We start from the raw sequence: 15,097 nt of genomic DNA on the forward strand, positions 1-15,097 counted from the left end.
CTCCGTTGCCGGACGTACGCTGGGGCCGTGGTCGACCGAGACGAGGATCGCGAGGATCCGGCGCAGGTGGCGTCGCGGCTCACCGGACGCCCCGTCACCGGCGCACGGGCCGGCTCCGGATCGCCGGCCGGAGTGACCCTGGACGACGGCACATCGGTGATGGTCAAGTGCGGTGACGCTCCCGGCGCCGTACGCGCGGAGGTGGCGGGGCTGCGCTGGCTGGCCGCGGCGGACGCGGTCCGGGTGCCGGCGGTGCTCGGTCACGACGAGCGCTGGATGGTGATGGAGCGGGTGCCGACCGGGCCGCCGGATCCTGAGGCAGCGCATCATTTCGGCCAGGCCCTGGCCGCCCTGCACGCCGCGGGTGCTTCGGATTTCGGAGCTCCGCCGCCCGGCGGCCCCGAGGACGCGTTCATCGGCCTCGCCCCCATGCGCAACACGCCGGGCGGCGACTGGCCCGGCTGGTACGCGGAGCACCGCGTACTGCCGTACGTTCGCGGTGCGGTCGACCGCGGCACCCTCCGCCCGGGCGAGGCGGCCGTGTTCGAGCGGGTCTGCGCGCGACTGCCCGATCTGGCGGGGCCCGCCGAGCCGCCCGCACGGCTGCACGGCGACCTGTGGAACGGAAACGTCCTGTGGGGCGCCGACGGCGAGGTCCACCTCATCGACCCCGCCGCGCACGGCGGACACCGGGAGACGGACCTGGCGATGCTCCAGCTCTTCGGCTGCCCCTACCTGGACCGGGTGCTCGCGGGGTACCAGGAGACGGCACCGCTCGCGCCCGGCCGGCGCGACCGGGTGGGCGTGCACCAGCTGTTCCCGCTGCTGGTGCACGCCGTGCTCTTCGGACGCGGCTATGCGGAACAGGCGTTGACGGTGGCGCGGAGCGCGCTGTCGCTCACGGGGTGAGCGCCCCTTTCCGTCGCGCCGTGCAACGTCCTGGGCTTCATCGGCGTCATCGGCCATGCAGGCACGCCGTCCTGCGGTGTTTTGGGCACCCCTCCGAGCTGCGGTTACTCAGCGTGAGGAAACCAATCACCCGTTCGATTCGTATAAGGACGTGAAAGCCGAATCAGGGAGAGACCATGCAACCGTTCACGCTCAACTACGCGCGCCCCGCTGTGCAGTTGGACGTCACCACTCCGTATGCGTACGACTCCGGACTGCAGTTGAACGTCCTCCCGGACGGGCGGCTCGCCGCCACCGACCACGCGACCCTGAGAGCTCTGGGGACCACGACCTCGACGGCCGGTTCCAAGACGCACTTCGACGACTGAACGCGGGCCCTGGAAGATGACCGTGCTCATCCTGACCAGTGAAGAGGACGTGACGGCGGACATGGTGGTCCTCCGGCTGGGCGAGGCCGGTGTGCCCGTGGTCCGGCTCGACCCCGCCGACCTGACCAACGGGGTGGCGCTGTCGGGCGAGTACGTGCAGGGCGCCTACCGCGGGCATCTGTCCGTCGGCGGGCGCCTGGTGAGCATGGGCGGCCTGCGCTCGGTCTGGGTGCGCAGGCCCGGTGCCGCCGCCGCCCGCGCCGTCCAGCCGTCCGCCTGGCTGACCGAGGAGTCGGCGCAGGCGCTGTACGGCATGCTGCGCACCACCGGCGCGCGCTGGATGAACCATCCGGACGCGGCCCGCCGGGCCCGCCACAAGCCCTGGCAGCTGCATCTCGCCCAGAGCAGCGGCCTCGCGGTGCCGGCCACGCTGATCACCACGTTCCCGCAGGCGGCCCGGGAGTTCGCGGAGCGCTTCCCCGAGCTGGTGGTCAAGCCGGTGTCCGGCGCTCACCCGCAGGAGCCGCCGCGCGCGGTGCCGACCAGCCGGGTCGCGCCGGACGCCGACTTCTCGGCGGTGGCCTTCGGCCCGACGCTGCTGCAGCGGCGGATCACCAAGCGGGCCGACATCCGGCTCACCGTCGTCGGCGAGGCGCTGCTGGCCGCGCGCAAGCCGGCCGACCCGGACGCCCACCCGGACGACGTGGACGTCCGCTTCGCCCCGTCGGTCTCTCCCTGGCTCCCGGCGGACGTGCCCGCGCGCGTCGCCGAGGGCGTACGGCGGTACATGAGGGGCGCGGAACTGGCCTACGGCGCATTCGACTTCGCCGAGGACGCCGACGGGATCTGGTGGTTCCTGGAGTGCAACCAGTCGGGTCAGTTCGGGTTCGTCGAGATGGACACAGGTCAGCCCATCGCCGCCACCATCGCCGAGTGGCTTGCCGCGGACGGGGATCCGGACGGCGGGTGTGCGGGGGGCGACCGGAGCGCAGGCTCTTGAAGGTGCGGGGATCGGCTCGGAGAAAGGAACGCCACATGCGTATCGGACTGCTGGGGACGGGCCCCTGGGCCCGGGCGGCGTACGCCCCCGCTCTTGCCGGGCATCCCGGCGTGGAGTTCGCCGGGGTGTGGGGCCGCCGTCCGCAGGCGGCCACCACGCTGGCCGAGCAGTACGACGTCGCGGCGTACGACGACGTGGACGCGCTGCTGGCCGAGGTGGACGCCGTCGCCGTGGCCCTGCCGCCGTCCGTGCAGGCGGAGTTGGCGGTGCGTGCGGCTCGGGCGGGCCGTCATCTGCTGCTGGACAAGCCGCTCGCGGTGTCGGTGGCCGAGGGGCGGGCCGTCGTGGCCGCCGTGGAGCGGGCCGGGGTGGCCTCGGTGGTGTTCTTCACCGCCCGTTTCCAGAAGGAGCCGGACGCCTGGATCGAGGAACAGGCGGCCGTGGCGGGCTGGTTCACGGCCCGCGCGCAGTGGCTGGGCGCCGTGTTCACCTCCGACAGCCCGTTCGCGGCCTCGCCCTGGCGGCGGGAGAAGGGGGCGCTGTGGGACGTCGGCCCGCACGCCCTGTCGGTGCTGCTGCCGGTCCTCGGCGACGTACGGCAGGTCGTGGCGGCGGCGCACGGTCCGGCGGACACCGTGCATCTGGTCCTCGACCATGCCACCGGGGCGTCGAGCACGCTCACGCTGAGCCTGACGGCGCCGCCGGCGGCGGCCGGGGCCGATGTGGAGCTGCGGGGCGAGGCGGGCGTGGCGCTGATGCCGGGCAGTTCCGAAGGAGCGGTCCCCGCGCTCGGCCGCGCCACGGACGCCCTGCTCACGGCCGCGCGCACGGGCCGCTCCCATGCCTGCGACGCCGCGTTCGGCCTCCGTGTCACCGAGATCCTGGCGACAGCGCAGGCCCGCCTGACCGAGAGCAGGGACCTGGGCCCGGCCGACTGATCGCTCGGATGTCATGGGGCCCTCCCCCGTCTCGCGGTCGATCACCACCGACACCCAGCGTGTCATCCGGCACTGACAACGCGGTCGGCCCAGAAGTTGATCCGCTCCCGTACGACGGGATAGCCGGCCCTGGTGAAGTGTGCGGCCATGGGGAAGTTGGTCTGGTCGGTGGCGGCGGCGATGAAGTCGGCGTCCCGGGCCGCCAGAAAGTGGGTGCATTCGGCGAGCAGGTCGTAGGCGTAGCCGCGGCCGCGTTGTTCCGGCACGACGCCGATGAAACCGACGCAGGGGCCGGACGGGTTCCGCGCGGGGATGTGGATGCCGACCGGCTCACCCTCGGGAGTGCGGGCGATCTGCCACCAGTCACGCGGGGACGGGAACCAGTGGAAGACGTCCAGCTCCTGCTGTGCGGCCCGGTCCGGCCCGCCCTGTTCGAGGGCGCGGCGGGCGTGGGCGTCGAGGGTGACGGAGTGGATGCGGCGCAGCAGGCCGTGGAACACGGCGTCGTCCGGCTCGGCGGCGAAGACGAGGCGGCCGGGTCGCTCGGGCAGGCCCCGGTCCGGGGTCCAGCGGTACAGGAAGCGCTCCACCAGCGGCATGTAGCCGGCCGCGCGCGCCGCGGCGGCCCGGAGGTCCACGGCGGTGCGCAGCCGGGGGTCGGTGCGCCGGCCGGCGGGCAGGTCGAGTTCCAGTTCGTCGGTCTGCCAGGGTGCCGTCCGCAGGAGTTCGGCTCCGGCCTCCTCCTCGCCCTCGGCCACGTCGAACCAGTTGATCAGGAGCGGCTCGGTGTCCTCGGGCCTGCCCCACCAGGCGGCGCGGGCCACGGTGCGGCCGTCGCGTACGGCGATGCGCTGCCACTCGGGGCGGAAGCGGGTGTTCCGGTGCTTGTCACGGAACGCCAGCGGGTCGGGCATGGTGTCGAAAAGGTGCGCGGTGCTCGCGTCGAGCGTGCGGATGACCGGTGTGGTCATGCATTCCTCCGGGAGGCGTGCCGCGGTGCGGCGGCGGGGATGCGCTCCCGGTCAGGCGTTGCACACCCGGGTGACGGGGAGGCGGGAGCGCAGGATGACAGTGGCCATGACACTCGCCTCCTTCCGTCCGGCTCGGGCGTGCCGACCCAGGCTATGCGGGCCGCCGCGGGGCGTCCACCGCTTTTCGCCGACCGGAGCCGGGACCGGGCCACCGGTGCCCTCGGGGGGAGGCCCCCACGCGGAGGGCGGCGTAGCTTGGGGATGTGAGATCGGTGCGCGGCGGGTCGTCGCATCGGGACCTGGAGGATCGCGGCTGGTTGCGGGGCGCGCCGCCGCCGTGGTGGGTACGGGTGCTGCCCGTGCTGCTGCTCGTGGCCCTCACCACGGCCACGGTGATCACTCCGGATGCGCGGGACGCCGGATTCCTGCTGGGCGCGATTCCGCCGCTGGCGGTGCTGTCGTACAGCCCGTTGGGGACCGGGATCCTCGGTCTCGGGGTGGTCGCGGTGCTGAACATCCCCGCCACCCATCTCAACCGGCCCGGCAACACCGATCTGCTCAGCATCGTGTTCGTGGCCGTGCTGAGTGTGTTCGTGTCCTATGTGCGCAGTCGCCGGGACGCCCAGCTGGACACGGAGCGGGCGATCGGCGAGGCCGTGCAGCGCGCCGTGATGCCGCTGCTGCCGGGGCGGGTCGGGAACGTGGGCTGCGCGGGCTTCTACCGGGCCGCGCAGGACGGGACGCTGGTGGGCGGGGACTTCTTCGACGTACGGGACGGGCCGTACGGTGTGCGTGCGGTGATGGGGGACGTGCAGGGGCACGGGCTGTCGGCGGTCGCGACGGTGGTGTCGCTGTTGGGAGCGTTCCGGGAGGCGGTGCTGGACCAGCCGGACCTGGAGTCGGTCGCCGCACGGATGGACCGCAGGCTGGCGGTGGACTCGGCGGGCGTGCGCAACGCGGAGCTGTTCGCCACCGGGGTGCTGCTGGAGTTCTCCGCCGACGGGCGCGCCGTGCGGGTGGTGGGCTGCGGTCATCCGGCGCCCGTGCTGCTGCACGGGAAGGATGCCCTGGAGGTGACGGTCGTGCCGGGACCGCCGCTGGGGGTCGGGCTGGTCGGCGTCGACCCGCCGAAGGAGGTCACCGTGACGCTCGGGCCGGGCGACCGGCTCTTCCTGGCCTCCGACGGGGTCTGGGAGGCGCGGGACGCCGACGACGTCTTCTATCCGCTGCCCGCACGGCTGGCCGCCCTGACCGGCGCGCCGTCCGCCGAGCTGCCCGGGGCGGTGTGGACGGACCTCGTAGGGCGGGGTTACGACGTCCGGGACGACGTCACCATGCTGGTGCTGGCCCCCGCGCCACCGGCCGCCTGACCGGAGCACCGGTCAGCCCACGTCCCACAGGAAGCGGTGGGTGTGGATGCCGAAGTACGGGAACAACTGGATCTCGCGGACGCCTTCCAGGGGCCGTACCACGTCGTTGACGAAGTCCAGCAGGGCCTTCGGGCCGGGAGCCACCACCTCGGCGAACAGATCGAATCCGCCCGAGGTCAGCACCGAGTAGACGACCTCGGGGCGTTCGGCGAGGGCGTCGGCGACGGTGCGGGGGTCGCCGTCGACGCCGATGCCGAGCAGGGCCATGGCCTGTCCGCCCATGGCCATCGGGTCGGTGACCCCGACCACCTGGACGGCCTTGGAGTCCAGCAGGCGCTGCAGCCGCTGCCGGGCCGCCGAGGCGGACAGGCCGACCTTCGGGCCGAGGTCGGCGTAGGCGATGCGGCCGTCGGTCTGCAGCTCGCGCAGGATGGCCCGGTCGATCTCGTCCACGCGTGTCCTTTCGTGTGGGTGTGGCCGGGGGCTTCAGTCCGCGAGTTCGGCGAGCGCGGCGGCGAAGACCTCGGTGTGGGTGTCGACGTCCTGCTCGGTGGTGTCCGGGCACATGAGCGCCATGTTGTGGAACGGGGTCAGCAGGATGCCCCGGTTGGCGAGGTAGAGGTGCAGGAAGTCCTCCAGCTCCGGGTCGGACACGGCCGCGGACTCGCTGCCGGTGCGCGGCGCCGGGCTGGTGAAACGGTACTCGGTGCGGGCGCCGAGCCGGCTCACGGACCACGGCAGCAGGTGGCCCTCGATGCCTGCCCGGACACCCGCCTCGAAGCGCTCGGAGAGCTTGGTCATCCGGGCGAACGCCTCGTCGGTGAGGACGTGTTCGAGGGTGGCCCGCATCGCGGCGACCGAGAGCGCGTTGCCGGCGAGGGTGCCGCCGACGCCGCCCATGTCCACGAGGTCCAGGTCGGTGCGCGCCAGCAGCCGGTCGCCGAGTTCGGCGGACAGTCCGTAGGCGCCGGCCGGGATGCCGCCGCCGATCGCCTTGCCGATGGTCAGCAGGTCGGGGTCCAGGTCCCAGGCGGCGGTGCAGCCGCCGGGTCCGGCGGAGAAGGTGTGCGTCTCGTCGTTGATGAGCAGGCTGCCGTACCGCCGGGTCAGCTCGCGGACGCCGGCGAGATAGGCGGGCTCCGGCAGGACGATGCCGATGTTGGTGAGGGCGGGCTCCATCAGGACGGCGGCGACGTCGCCGTGGGCCAGTTCGCGCTCCAGCCCGGCGAGGTCGTTGAACTCGGCCACCCGGCTGGTCAGCGTCACTTCGCACGGGGCACCGACGTTGCCGGGGCGGCCGGTGCCCGCGCCGTCCGGGCCGACGACGATCAGGGACTCGTCGACGCTGCCGTGGTAGCAGTAGCTGTTCACCAGGATCTTCGGGCGCCCGGTGACGGCCCGGGCGAGCCGGATCGCCCAGCGGTTGGCGTCGGTCGCGGTGAGCGAGAAGCTCCAGCGCGCCAGGCCGAACCGGCGGGTCAGCTCGGCGCCGACCCACTCGGCGTCCTCGGTCGGCAGCATCGCCGTGGCCCCGCCCAGCTCGGCGAACCGCAGCTGAACGGCCTCGGTGACCGGGGCGGGCGAGTGGCCGGCCATCGCACCGGTGTCGCCGAGGCAGAAGTCGATGTACTCGTGCCCGTCCACGTCGGTGACCCGGGCGCCGCGCGCACCGGCCAGATAGCGGGGAAAGGCACCGGCCGTCTTGTTCATCCAGGTCATCGGCACCCGGCCGAAGAGGTGGCCGGCCCGCGCATAGGCCGCGCGGGAGCGCGGGTTGCGGCGCTCGGCCTCGGCGCTCTCGCGGGCCAGGAGGGCGTGCAGACGCGTGCGGTCCATGGAGTACCTCGCTGGAGACGGTGACGGATGAGGTGACTCTACGATTGAAACGGCAGCCATCTCAACATATGACGCGGGAATCGATCGTCAGCACCTTCGAATCGATTGTGACGCCCGAGGCCCGGCCCCGTACGGGTGACGCATCCCCGCTCCCCAACTGACGAACCCACAGCCGGAGTTCGAACGCCCCGGCAGAAACGCCAGGCCTCGCCACCCCTTCCGCCGCGTAGAAATATCTACGAGCATGCATATGCCGAGGGCAGGCGGACGAGGACACCCGGAGCGACGCATGACGAACACGATGTGGATGCGGGGCGTGGAGTGGCTGGCCGCGGCGGCGGCCGACCCGCGCTCCTGCAAACGGGAGTGGGATCACGGCGAGGGCATCGCGCTGCTGGAGGCGGGCCGCTTCTGGGACATGGTGAGCGTCCCCGAGCGGCTGGGCCTGCTCACCCTCGACCTGCTGTGGCGGCCCGGGATGCCCGTGCCGGGACCGACGCTGGTCGACACGGCGGTGGGCCGGGTGGGGTTCTTCCTGCCGCCGGACCCCTCCGGCGGCTGGGTCGGAGCCGGTCTGCGGTACGCGGCCAAGGGGGCCTGGGTCGCCGTACCGCCGCCGTACCGGCCCGCACGCTTCCTGGAGTGGCTCGTGCCGCCGGACGGCTCCGGCGCACTCCACTCGCCCGGCGTCCTGGAGGAGGCGCTGCGGCAGGCCAACGGCACCCTGGCCGTCCTCACGCCGCTGTGCGGGCAGTGACGGTTCAGGCGTGCTCGGGCGCGGGCCGCGCCCCGGAGCCGGCCCCGGCGAGTGCGGTCGACGGCGCGTCGGGTTCCGCGGGCACGGTACGCCCCTGCGCCCGCCACTCGGCGACGAGGCCGGCGTAGATCGGTTCCCGGGCCCGGTCCGCCTGCGCCGGGCGGCCCGTCCGGCGCAGGCGGTCCAGCCGCTCCAGCCGGTCCAGGCGGTGCGCCGGATCCAAGCGGTTCATGCCGGGGCAACGCCCGTGGGCCGTCCCCGGTACGGCCGGCCCCACAGGCTCACCGGGTCGGGTGAGGCCATCGCCCGAACGAGGCCTTCCGCCTGTCGGACAAGCATCCCGCCGACGAGCGGCGACGCGGGCCGCCCGCTCCGCCCGGCGGGCACGGCGGGGAGTGCGCTCCTATCCTGGGTGGGTCAGGGCTCCGACGTCCCGCTCAGCGCACGCTCGGCTCTCACGTGCTTGGAGTCAGCCCATGTCGCATACGTCCGCACGCCTGCTGAGGGGGGCCGCGGTCGCCGTCGCGGTGGGGACACTGACGGCACCGGTGGCCGCCGGGCCCGGACGGGCGTCCCCGGCCTCGGCACCGGCCGCCCTCGCCACCGGCTCACCCGGCCCGAGTCCCCCGGGAGCGGCCGTCCGTGACCTCACCCCCTCAGTGGCACGCCAACTCGACGCGGCCGTGCACAAGGTGATGCGCGAGGCGCAGATTCCCGGCGTGACCGTCGGCGTCTGGACGCCGGGACAGCCGAGTTACGTCCGCTCGTTCGGGGTCGCCGACAAGAGCACCGGCCGGCGGATGACGCCGGACCTGTACCTGCGCATCGGCAGCGAGACCAAGACGTTCACCGTGACCGCGCTGCTGCAGCTGGTGGACCGGGGTCAGGTGGGCCTGGACGACCCGATCGGAAAGTACGTCGACGGCGTGCCCGACGGGAACAGGATCACGCTGCGTCAGCTCGCCGGCATGCGCAGCGGACTGTTCAACTACTCCGAGGACCCCGGCTTCTACAAGGCACTCACCTCGAACCCGCAACGGCCCTTCACGCCCCGGCAGTTGCTCGCCTACTCCTTCAGGCATCCGGTGCTGTTCCAGCCGGGCCGGAAGTTCTTCTACTCCAACACCAATCTGATCCTGCTGGGTCTGGTGGTGGAGAAGGAGAGCGGGCAGCACCTCAATGACTACATCAAGCAGCACGTCCTCGATCCGGCCGGCATGAAGCACACGCTCTTCCCCGTCGGCACCGAGTTCCCCACCCCGCACGCGCAGGGCTACACCCGGCAGACGGCGAACGGCGAGGAAGCCGACGCGGCCGACTGGAACCCCTCCTGGGGCTGGGCGGCCGGCGCGATGATCTCGGACCTCCAGGATCTGCGCGTCTGGGCGCCGACGGTCGCCACGGGCCGGTTCCCGGACGGGACGCGCATGGTCGGTGCCGCGACGCAGAAGCAGCGGCTGACCACACCGCAGACGGGCTCGATCAAGGGCGCCGGATACGGTCTGGGCATCTTCGACGTGCAGGGATGGATCGGCCACAACGGCTCCCTGCCGGGATACGAGTCCCTGACGGTCTACCTGCCGTCGACGCGGACGACGCTCGTCGCCCTCCTCGACACCGACACCGGCAACCGGGCCCAGGAGCCCAGCACCGTGCTGGGCGAAGCGATCACGAAGATCATCTCTCCGGCTCACGTCTACAACCTGCCGGTCGCCCGTACCGGATGAGGCACCCGCTCGGCAGGGCCCGAGGCGGAAGGCGGGGCTGCGACCGGTCCCCCGTTCCGGTCGTGCCCCGCCGACAGCCGAAGCTACGTGCGCTGCCGGACGCGGGCCAGTGCACCGGTGCCCGGCAGCACCCGCACGCGACTCACCGGTGCACAGACGCGTCCGCTTGGTCCGGGTTCGCCGTGCCGGGGCCCACCACGCCGAGCTCGGGCACGGGCAGCTCACCGCTGACGAGTTGAGCGAGGACGACCTCGTACAGGTCGGTGCCGCCGGCCGTGAGCCGGCGTTCCAGGACCGGTTCGGCGGCCCGGACGTGTTCCCGCACGGTCTGGGCGTGCACGCCGAGTGCCTGGGCGGCGCGTTCGGCGTGCGCGTCGGCGCGGGTCCAGGCGCGCAAGGTGCCGCGCAGATCCCGGCCGTCCTCGTCGAGGCGGCCGAGCAGCCCGTCCGCCCAGGTGCGCAGCGCGCTCGTGGCGAGCAGCCCGGCGAACCGGGTCCGGGCCGGCGGACCGGGCTCGCCGCCGGAGAGGTCGTACGGGCCGTGCGCGGGCTCGGTGTTGACGGCGGCGTGGGCGACGGCGCGGACGGGCAGCCGGGAGAGGTCGGCGCCGAGCAGTGCGGCGGCCCGGTCCATCCGGGCGCGGACCGTGTTGCGGCTGACGCCGAGCACCTTGGCCGCGTTCACGGCGGTGAACTCCAGGCCCAGCCGGGTGGTGGCGAGCAGTTCGGCGCGCACATGGTGCGGCAGCGCGTCGAGCGGACGCAGCACGGCGGCGGCCCAGGACCGCAGCGCCGCGGGGTCCATGAGCTGTGCGGGGCGGGTGCGGGCGGCGTAGACGGCGTACCGGTCGGAGCGGAAGCGGGCCACGGCGAGCGCGGTGACGGCCTGTCCGTAGGCGGTGGCGGTCAGGGCGAGGCTCTGCCGGGGACTGCCGCCGAGGAAGGTGCCGGGCCGGTCGCCGACGAGGGACCGCAGCCGCTCCCCCACCTCGGCGGACGGACCGACGACGATGACGTGTTCGTCCACCGCGGGGCAGCGCACGACGAGCGCCCGCCCGTCGGTGGCGTCCATGCACGCGTCGGCGAGCCGGTCGCGTTCCACGGCGGTGTCCTCGAGGACGAAGACACGGGCGCTGTCCTGCTCCAGCAGGCCCGGCCACAGCCCGGCGGCCACCCGGCGGGCGGAGACGGTGTCCTCCACCATGAGCAGCTGCAGGATCGCCAGCCGCAGGTCGGCCGTGGCCCGCCGCAGCCGCCGCCCGGACTCGGCCGACTCCCGTTCCCTGAGCAGCAGTTCCAGTACGCCGACGGTGTGGCCGAGGATCTCGGTGGTGCGCCGGTCGAAGGGCTCCGGGCGGGCCACGGCCAGGACGGCTCCCGCCGTGCGGCGGGGCCCCGGAAGCCGTACCCCGACCAGCCGGACATGCCGTACGCCGTCGTCGAGGGACGCGGCGGAGACCCGGCCGGCGGCGACGGCGGCGACAACGTCGGAGTCGAGCCGCAGGCGCTCACCCGCGAGCAGGCCGCCGCGGTCGTCCTGGAGGCCCACCGACGCGCCGACGGTCCGGGCGAGCCAGTCGACGAGCCGGCGCGGATCGCGCCCGGCGGGCCGCAGTTGGTCCAGCAGCTCCTGCGCCCAGGCGTCGTCCCCGCCGTACGGCTGCTGGAACGCCGGGCTCCCGTCCGGTCGGCCGGCCACGTACCCCTCTCCTTGCCTCCGAGTTGGCCTGGGCTTACGCACCCGCACGTTACCCGACGCGGCGGTGGACCCGCCGGACACCGCTCCGCCGGCGGCCCGGGGGGGGGTGGGCAGCCGGCGGAGACATCGCCTCCGGGGCCAAGGGGGGGAGGCCTCGGACGGCTCACGGGTCGCATGCCCCGAATTCCGGGAAGTACGCACAGGACTTTCCGGCGGCGACCGCCCGGCAGCGGTCCACTGCGCCCTGTCCCCACCCGTGACACAACCGGCGGTGCGCGCCGGCGGACCGCTGACGGCATAAGCTCGGTGAATGGCGAAGTACTTCGACGTGCACCCCGAGAACCCGCAGCCGCGCAGCATCGCCCAGATCGCCGACGCGGTGCGCTCGGAGGCGCTCATCGCATACCCGACCGACTCCTGTTACGCGCTGGGCTGCCGGCTGGGCAGCCGGGACGGCATGGACCGGATCCGTTCCATCCGACGGCTGGACGACCGGCACCACTTCACGCTGATGTGCCGCGACTTCGCGCAGCTCGGCCAGTTCGTACGGGTGGACAACGACGTCTTCCGGGCCGTGAAGGCGTCCACGCCCGGCAGCTACACCTTCATCCTGCCGGCCACCCGCGAGGTGCCGCGCAAGCTGCTGCACCCGAAGAAGAAGACCGTGGGCGTGCGCATCCCCGACCATGTGGTCACCCAGGCCCTGCTGGCGGAGCTGGGCGAGCCGCTGCTGTCCAGCACGCTGCTGCTGCCGGACGAGGAGGAGCCGCTGACGCAGGGCTGGGAGATCAAGGACCGGCTCGACCACGTGGTGGACGCGGTGGTCGACTCGGGAGAGTGCGGCACCGAGCCGACGACGGTCGTGGACTTCTCCGGCGGCGAGGCGGAGATCGTCCGGCGCGGCGCCGGGGACACCGGCCGTTTCGAGTGAGCACGCGGACCACCGGGTGCGGCGTCGTCGATCTTGCGTGACAGCATGGGCGGTAGTCCCGGCGCCGGAGGCGACCGCCGTCCGACGCCCGTTCCTCCAGGGAGGCCTCCTCACCATGACCGATGTCCAGGGAACCGACCTCGACATCCAAACCGAGGACGGCGTCGCCGACGCCTACCTCGTCCACCCCGCGGACGGACGTCCCCGTCCGGGTGTGCTGTTCTACATGGACGCCTACGGCCTGCGCCCGCACCTGAAGTCGATGGCCGACCGGCTGGCCGCCGCCGGCTACACGGTGCTGGTGCCCAACGTGACCTACCGCCTCGGCCGGGCCCCGGTCGTCGAGCTGCCCGAGTTCATCGACCCGGGCGCCGACCCGACCATCTGGGAGCGGCTCGGTCCGATCGTGTTCTCGCTGGCCCCGGACCTGATCGAGCGGGACTCCGCCGCCTATCTGCGCTGGATGGCCGACAGCCCGCTGGTCGCCGACGGGCCGGTCGCGCTCACCGGCTACTGCATGGGCGCCCGGCTCGCCCTGTGGACGGCGGCGGCGCATCCGGACCGTGTGGCGGCCGCGGCCGGGTTCCACGGCGCCGCGCTCGCCACCGACGATCCGACCAGCCCGCACCTCGGTGCCCCGCGCATCACCGCGGAGCTGTACCTGGGACACGCCGACAACGACCCCTCGCTGCCCCCGGAGCAGATCGAGCGCTTCGAGAAGGCCCTGACCGAGGCCGGCGTCCGGCACACCTGCGAGGTCTACGCGGGCGCCCGGCACGGCTACACACAGGCGGACACCACGGCGTACGACCGCGAGGCCGACGAGCGGCACTGGGCGGCCCTGCTGGACCTGCTCGACCGCACTTTCTGACACCGATTCACGGCGCCTGCCGCACGGCGGGCGCCGTAAGTCACTCCGCTCACTGCATTGACATGCACGCGTCTCGGTACGAGCCTGAGAGCGCTCTCAAACAGGTACGGACCAATATCCGTACGACCCCGACCCCACACGGAGGTGGAGAGTGCCGCACAGACTCACACGCCCCGCACTGCCCCTCGCGGCCGCCGCGGCCCTCGTCGGCGGAGTGCTCGCCCTCGGCGCGCCGGACCACGCCGGCGCCGCCGTACCGGAGACCATCCCGCTGAAGCTGACCAACAACTCGGGCCGCTCCGAACCGGTCTACGTCTACGACCTCGGCACCCAGCTGTCCTCCGGGCAGCAGGGCTGGGCCGACGCGAACGGAGGCTTCCACGCCTGGCCGGCGGGCGGCAACCCGCCGACGCCCGCCCCGGACGCGTCGATCGCCGGCCCGGCCCCCGGGCAGTCGAAGACCATCCGGATACCGAAGTTCTCCGGCCGGATCTACTTCTCCTACGGCCAGAAGCTCGACTTCCGGCTGACCACCGGCGGCCTGGTGCAGCCGGCCGTGCAGAACCCCTCCGACCCCAACCGGAACATCCTGTTCAACTGGTCCGAGTACACCCTCAACGACTCCGGACTGTGGCTCAACAGCACCCAGGTGGACATGTTCTCCGCGCCGTACGCGGTCGGCGTGCAGCGCTCCGACGGCAGCGTGAGCACCACCGGGCACCTGAAGTCCGGTGGCTACAACGGCTTCTTCAACGCCCTGCGGAGCCGGTCGGGCGGCTGGTCCGGCCTGATCCAGACCCGCTCGGACGGCACGGTGCTGCGCGCCCTGTCACCGCTGTACGGCGTGGAGACCGGGGCCCTGCCGGCAAGTGTGCTGGACGACTACGTCAACCGGGTCTGGCAGAAGTACTCGACGTCGACGCTGACCGTCACGCCCTTCGCCGACCAGCCGAACACCAAGTACTTCGGCCGGGTCTCGGGCAACGTCATGAACTTCACCAACGCCTCGGGCGCGGTGGTCACCAGCTTCCAGAAGCCGGACGCGGACAGTGTCTTCGGCTGCCACAAGCTGCTCGACGCACCCAACGACAACGTGCGCGGCCCCATCTCCCGTACGCTGTGCGCCGGTTTCAACCGCTCGACCCTGCTGGTCGACCCGGACCAGCCGGACACCTCGACGGCCGACTTCTACCAGGACCCGGTCACGAACCAGTACGCGCGTGCGGTGCATGCACAGATGGCCGACGGCAAGGCCTACGCGTTCGCCTTCGACGACGTCGGCGACCAGGAGTCGCTGGTGCACGACGGCAGCCCGCAGCAGGCGTATCTGACGCTGGATCCGCTGAGCTGACGCACGAGGTGACATGCGCGGATCCCGCACCCCGGCCGGCTGCCGGGGTGCGGGACCGTCATGGGTCGCTCAGCCGGTCGTCAGGGCGGCGTCGTCCACGACGAGGCTGGTCTGCCGGGAGGAGTCCTCGACTCCGTTGAACTTCAGGGTGCCCGTCTGGCCCGCCGGCGAGGACAGGTCGAAGGTCGTCTGCGCGTAACCCGAGGCGGCGTTGACGTTCAGGGTCGCCTTGCAGCCCGCCGGGATGGCCACCGACTGCGAGAGCGTGTCGGTGTGCGAGGAGCCGTAGCCGTCCAGCCAGGCCTTGTACGAGCCGCCGTGGGCCGCCTCACCGGTGTCGTTGGCGATGACGCCGCCATGTCACCACAG

Annotated in this window: 15 protein-coding genes and 1 pseudogene; 10 read left to right on the forward strand and 6 right to left on the reverse strand. The window is 72.9% G+C overall.

The window, feature by feature from the left end; genetic code table 11:
• The first annotated feature begins 66 nt into the window (after nt 1-66).
• The 4 genes from ACFYZB_RS32490 (at nt 67) to ACFYZB_RS32505 (ending at nt 3,215) form a co-directional block, all read left to right on the forward strand.
• Complete coding sequence (locus tag ACFYZB_RS32490; protein WP_351210175.1) at nt 67-909, forward strand: fructosamine kinase family protein; 843 nt, start codon at nt 67-69, stop codon at nt 907-909.
• A gap of 176 nt (nt 910-1,085) precedes the next feature.
• Nucleotides 1,086-1,277, forward strand: a complete 192-nt coding sequence (tgmA, locus tag ACFYZB_RS32495; RefSeq protein ID WP_351209988.1) for a putative ATP-grasp-modified RiPP — start codon at nt 1,086-1,088, stop codon at nt 1,275-1,277.
• 16 nt (nt 1,278-1,293) lie between these two features.
• Nucleotides 1,294-2,277, forward strand: coding sequence for an ATP-grasp ribosomal peptide maturase (tgmB, locus tag ACFYZB_RS32500; protein ID WP_388764623.1), 984 nt, complete (start codon nt 1,294-1,296; stop codon nt 2,275-2,277).
• A gap of 35 nt (nt 2,278-2,312) precedes the next feature.
• Nucleotides 2,313-3,215 (forward strand): Gfo/Idh/MocA family protein, encoded by a 903-nt coding sequence (locus ACFYZB_RS32505; RefSeq protein WP_388764625.1) that lies wholly within the window; start codon nt 2,313-2,315, stop codon nt 3,213-3,215.
• 62 nt (nt 3,216-3,277) lie between these two features.
• On the opposite strand, the gene ACFYZB_RS32510 is transcribed toward ACFYZB_RS32505, so the two are convergent.
• The gene (locus ACFYZB_RS32510) at nt 3,278-4,186 is read right to left on the reverse strand and encodes a GNAT family N-acetyltransferase (protein WP_388764626.1); all 909 of its coding nucleotides are present in this window, start codon (nt 4,184-4,186) and stop codon (nt 3,278-3,280) included.
• Nucleotides 4,187-4,449: 263 nt separating this feature from the next.
• Between ACFYZB_RS32510 and ACFYZB_RS32515 the strand changes: the two genes are divergently transcribed.
• A complete protein-coding gene (locus tag ACFYZB_RS32515) occupies nt 4,450-5,556 on the forward strand; it encodes a PP2C family protein-serine/threonine phosphatase (RefSeq protein ID WP_351209980.1) in 1,107 nt (368 codons plus the stop codon).
• Nucleotides 5,557-5,568: 12 nt separating this feature from the next.
• On the opposite strand, the gene ACFYZB_RS32520 is transcribed toward ACFYZB_RS32515, so the two are convergent.
• Both ACFYZB_RS32520 and ACFYZB_RS32525 read right to left on the reverse strand, forming a co-directional pair.
• Entirely contained in the window at nt 5,569-6,009 is a 441-nt protein-coding gene (locus ACFYZB_RS32520) for an Lrp/AsnC family transcriptional regulator (RefSeq protein ID WP_388764627.1), read from the reverse strand.
• Between the two features lie 33 nt (nt 6,010-6,042).
• On the reverse strand, nt 6,043-7,392 hold the full coding sequence (locus tag ACFYZB_RS32525; protein ID WP_388764629.1) for a transaminase: 1,350 nt from the start codon (nt 7,390-7,392) through the stop codon (nt 6,043-6,045).
• A 289-nt stretch (nt 7,393-7,681) separates the two neighbouring features.
• Between ACFYZB_RS32525 and ACFYZB_RS32530 the strand changes: the two genes are divergently transcribed.
• Nucleotides 7,682-8,149 (forward strand): hypothetical protein, encoded by a 468-nt coding sequence (locus ACFYZB_RS32530; protein WP_388764630.1) that lies wholly within the window; start codon nt 7,682-7,684, stop codon nt 8,147-8,149.
• Between the two features lie 4 nt (nt 8,150-8,153).
• Here the strand turns inward: ACFYZB_RS32530 and ACFYZB_RS32535 are convergent, their stop codons facing one another.
• Nucleotides 8,154-8,381 (reverse strand): hypothetical protein, encoded by a 228-nt coding sequence (locus tag ACFYZB_RS32535; protein WP_351209972.1) that lies wholly within the window; start codon nt 8,379-8,381, stop codon nt 8,154-8,156.
• A 244-nt stretch (nt 8,382-8,625) separates the two neighbouring features.
• Between ACFYZB_RS32535 and ACFYZB_RS32540 the strand changes: the two genes are divergently transcribed.
• Nucleotides 8,626-9,876 carry a serine hydrolase domain-containing protein gene (locus tag ACFYZB_RS32540; RefSeq protein WP_388764633.1) on the forward strand — a complete coding sequence of 417 codons (1,251 nt, stop codon included), beginning with the start codon at nt 8,626-8,628 and terminating at the stop codon, nt 9,874-9,876.
• Between the two features lie 142 nt (nt 9,877-10,018).
• Here the strand turns inward: ACFYZB_RS32540 and ACFYZB_RS32545 are convergent, their stop codons facing one another.
• Nucleotides 10,019-11,575: a helix-turn-helix domain-containing protein gene (locus ACFYZB_RS32545; protein WP_388764634.1), complete on the reverse strand. Its 1,557-nt coding sequence runs from the start codon at nt 11,573-11,575 to the stop codon at nt 10,019-10,021.
• A gap of 310 nt (nt 11,576-11,885) precedes the next feature.
• Here ACFYZB_RS32545 and ACFYZB_RS32550 point away from each other — a divergent pair, with 310 nt between their 5' ends.
• From ACFYZB_RS32550 to ACFYZB_RS32560, 3 genes are all read left to right on the forward strand, one after another.
• Nucleotides 11,886-12,506, forward strand: coding sequence for an L-threonylcarbamoyladenylate synthase (locus ACFYZB_RS32550; RefSeq protein WP_388764636.1), 621 nt, complete (start codon nt 11,886-11,888; stop codon nt 12,504-12,506).
• A gap of 115 nt (nt 12,507-12,621) precedes the next feature.
• Nucleotides 12,622-13,377, forward strand: a complete 756-nt coding sequence (locus ACFYZB_RS32555; RefSeq protein WP_388764638.1) for a dienelactone hydrolase family protein — start codon at nt 12,622-12,624, stop codon at nt 13,375-13,377.
• Nucleotides 13,378-13,528: 151 nt separating this feature from the next.
• Complete coding sequence (locus tag ACFYZB_RS32560; protein WP_388764639.1) at nt 13,529-14,728, forward strand: glycoside hydrolase family 64 protein; 1,200 nt, start codon at nt 13,529-13,531, stop codon at nt 14,726-14,728.
• A gap of 69 nt (nt 14,729-14,797) precedes the next feature.
• Here ACFYZB_RS32560 and ACFYZB_RS32565 read toward each other — a convergent pair.
• Nucleotides 14,798-15,082: pseudogene (locus tag ACFYZB_RS32565) on the reverse strand (hypothetical protein); the annotation flags it as partial.
• Nucleotides 15,083-15,097: the final 15 nt, after the last annotated feature.

Origin of the sequence: Streptomyces sp. NPDC001852 (genome assembly GCF_042891825.1) — a bacterium.
Lineage (GTDB): Bacteria > Actinomycetota > Actinomycetes > Streptomycetales > Streptomycetaceae > Streptomyces.

Excerpts from the sequence above, each read along its gene's own strand:
- ACFYZB_RS32550 (WP_388764636.1), top strand. The coding sequence starts at position 11,886 with ATGGCGAAGTACTTCGACGTGCACCCCGAGAACCCGCAGCCGCGCAGC.
- tgmB (WP_388764623.1), top strand. The coding sequence starts at position 1,294 with ATGACCGTGCTCATCCTGACCAGTGAAGAGGACGTGACGGCGGACATG.
- ACFYZB_RS32530 (WP_388764630.1), top strand. The coding sequence starts at position 7,682 with ATGACGAACACGATGTGGATGCGGGGCGTGGAGTGGCTGGCCGCGGCG.
- ACFYZB_RS32505 (WP_388764625.1), top strand. The coding sequence starts at position 2,313 with ATGCGTATCGGACTGCTGGGGACGGGCCCCTGGGCCCGGGCGGCGTAC.
- ACFYZB_RS32525 (WP_388764629.1), bottom strand. The coding sequence starts at position 7,392 with ATGGACCGCACGCGTCTGCACGCCCTCCTGGCCCGCGAGAGCGCCGAG.
- ACFYZB_RS32510 (WP_388764626.1), bottom strand. The coding sequence starts at position 4,186 with ATGACCACACCGGTCATCCGCACGCTCGACGCGAGCACCGCGCACCTT.
- ACFYZB_RS32555 (WP_388764638.1), top strand. The coding sequence starts at position 12,622 with ATGACCGATGTCCAGGGAACCGACCTCGACATCCAAACCGAGGACGGC.
- ACFYZB_RS32535 (WP_351209972.1), bottom strand. The coding sequence starts at position 8,381 with ATGAACCGCTTGGATCCGGCGCACCGCCTGGACCGGCTGGAGCGGCTG.
- ACFYZB_RS32540 (WP_388764633.1), top strand. The coding sequence starts at position 8,626 with ATGTCGCATACGTCCGCACGCCTGCTGAGGGGGGCCGCGGTCGCCGTC.
- tgmA (WP_351209988.1), top strand. The coding sequence starts at position 1,086 with ATGCAACCGTTCACGCTCAACTACGCGCGCCCCGCTGTGCAGTTGGAC.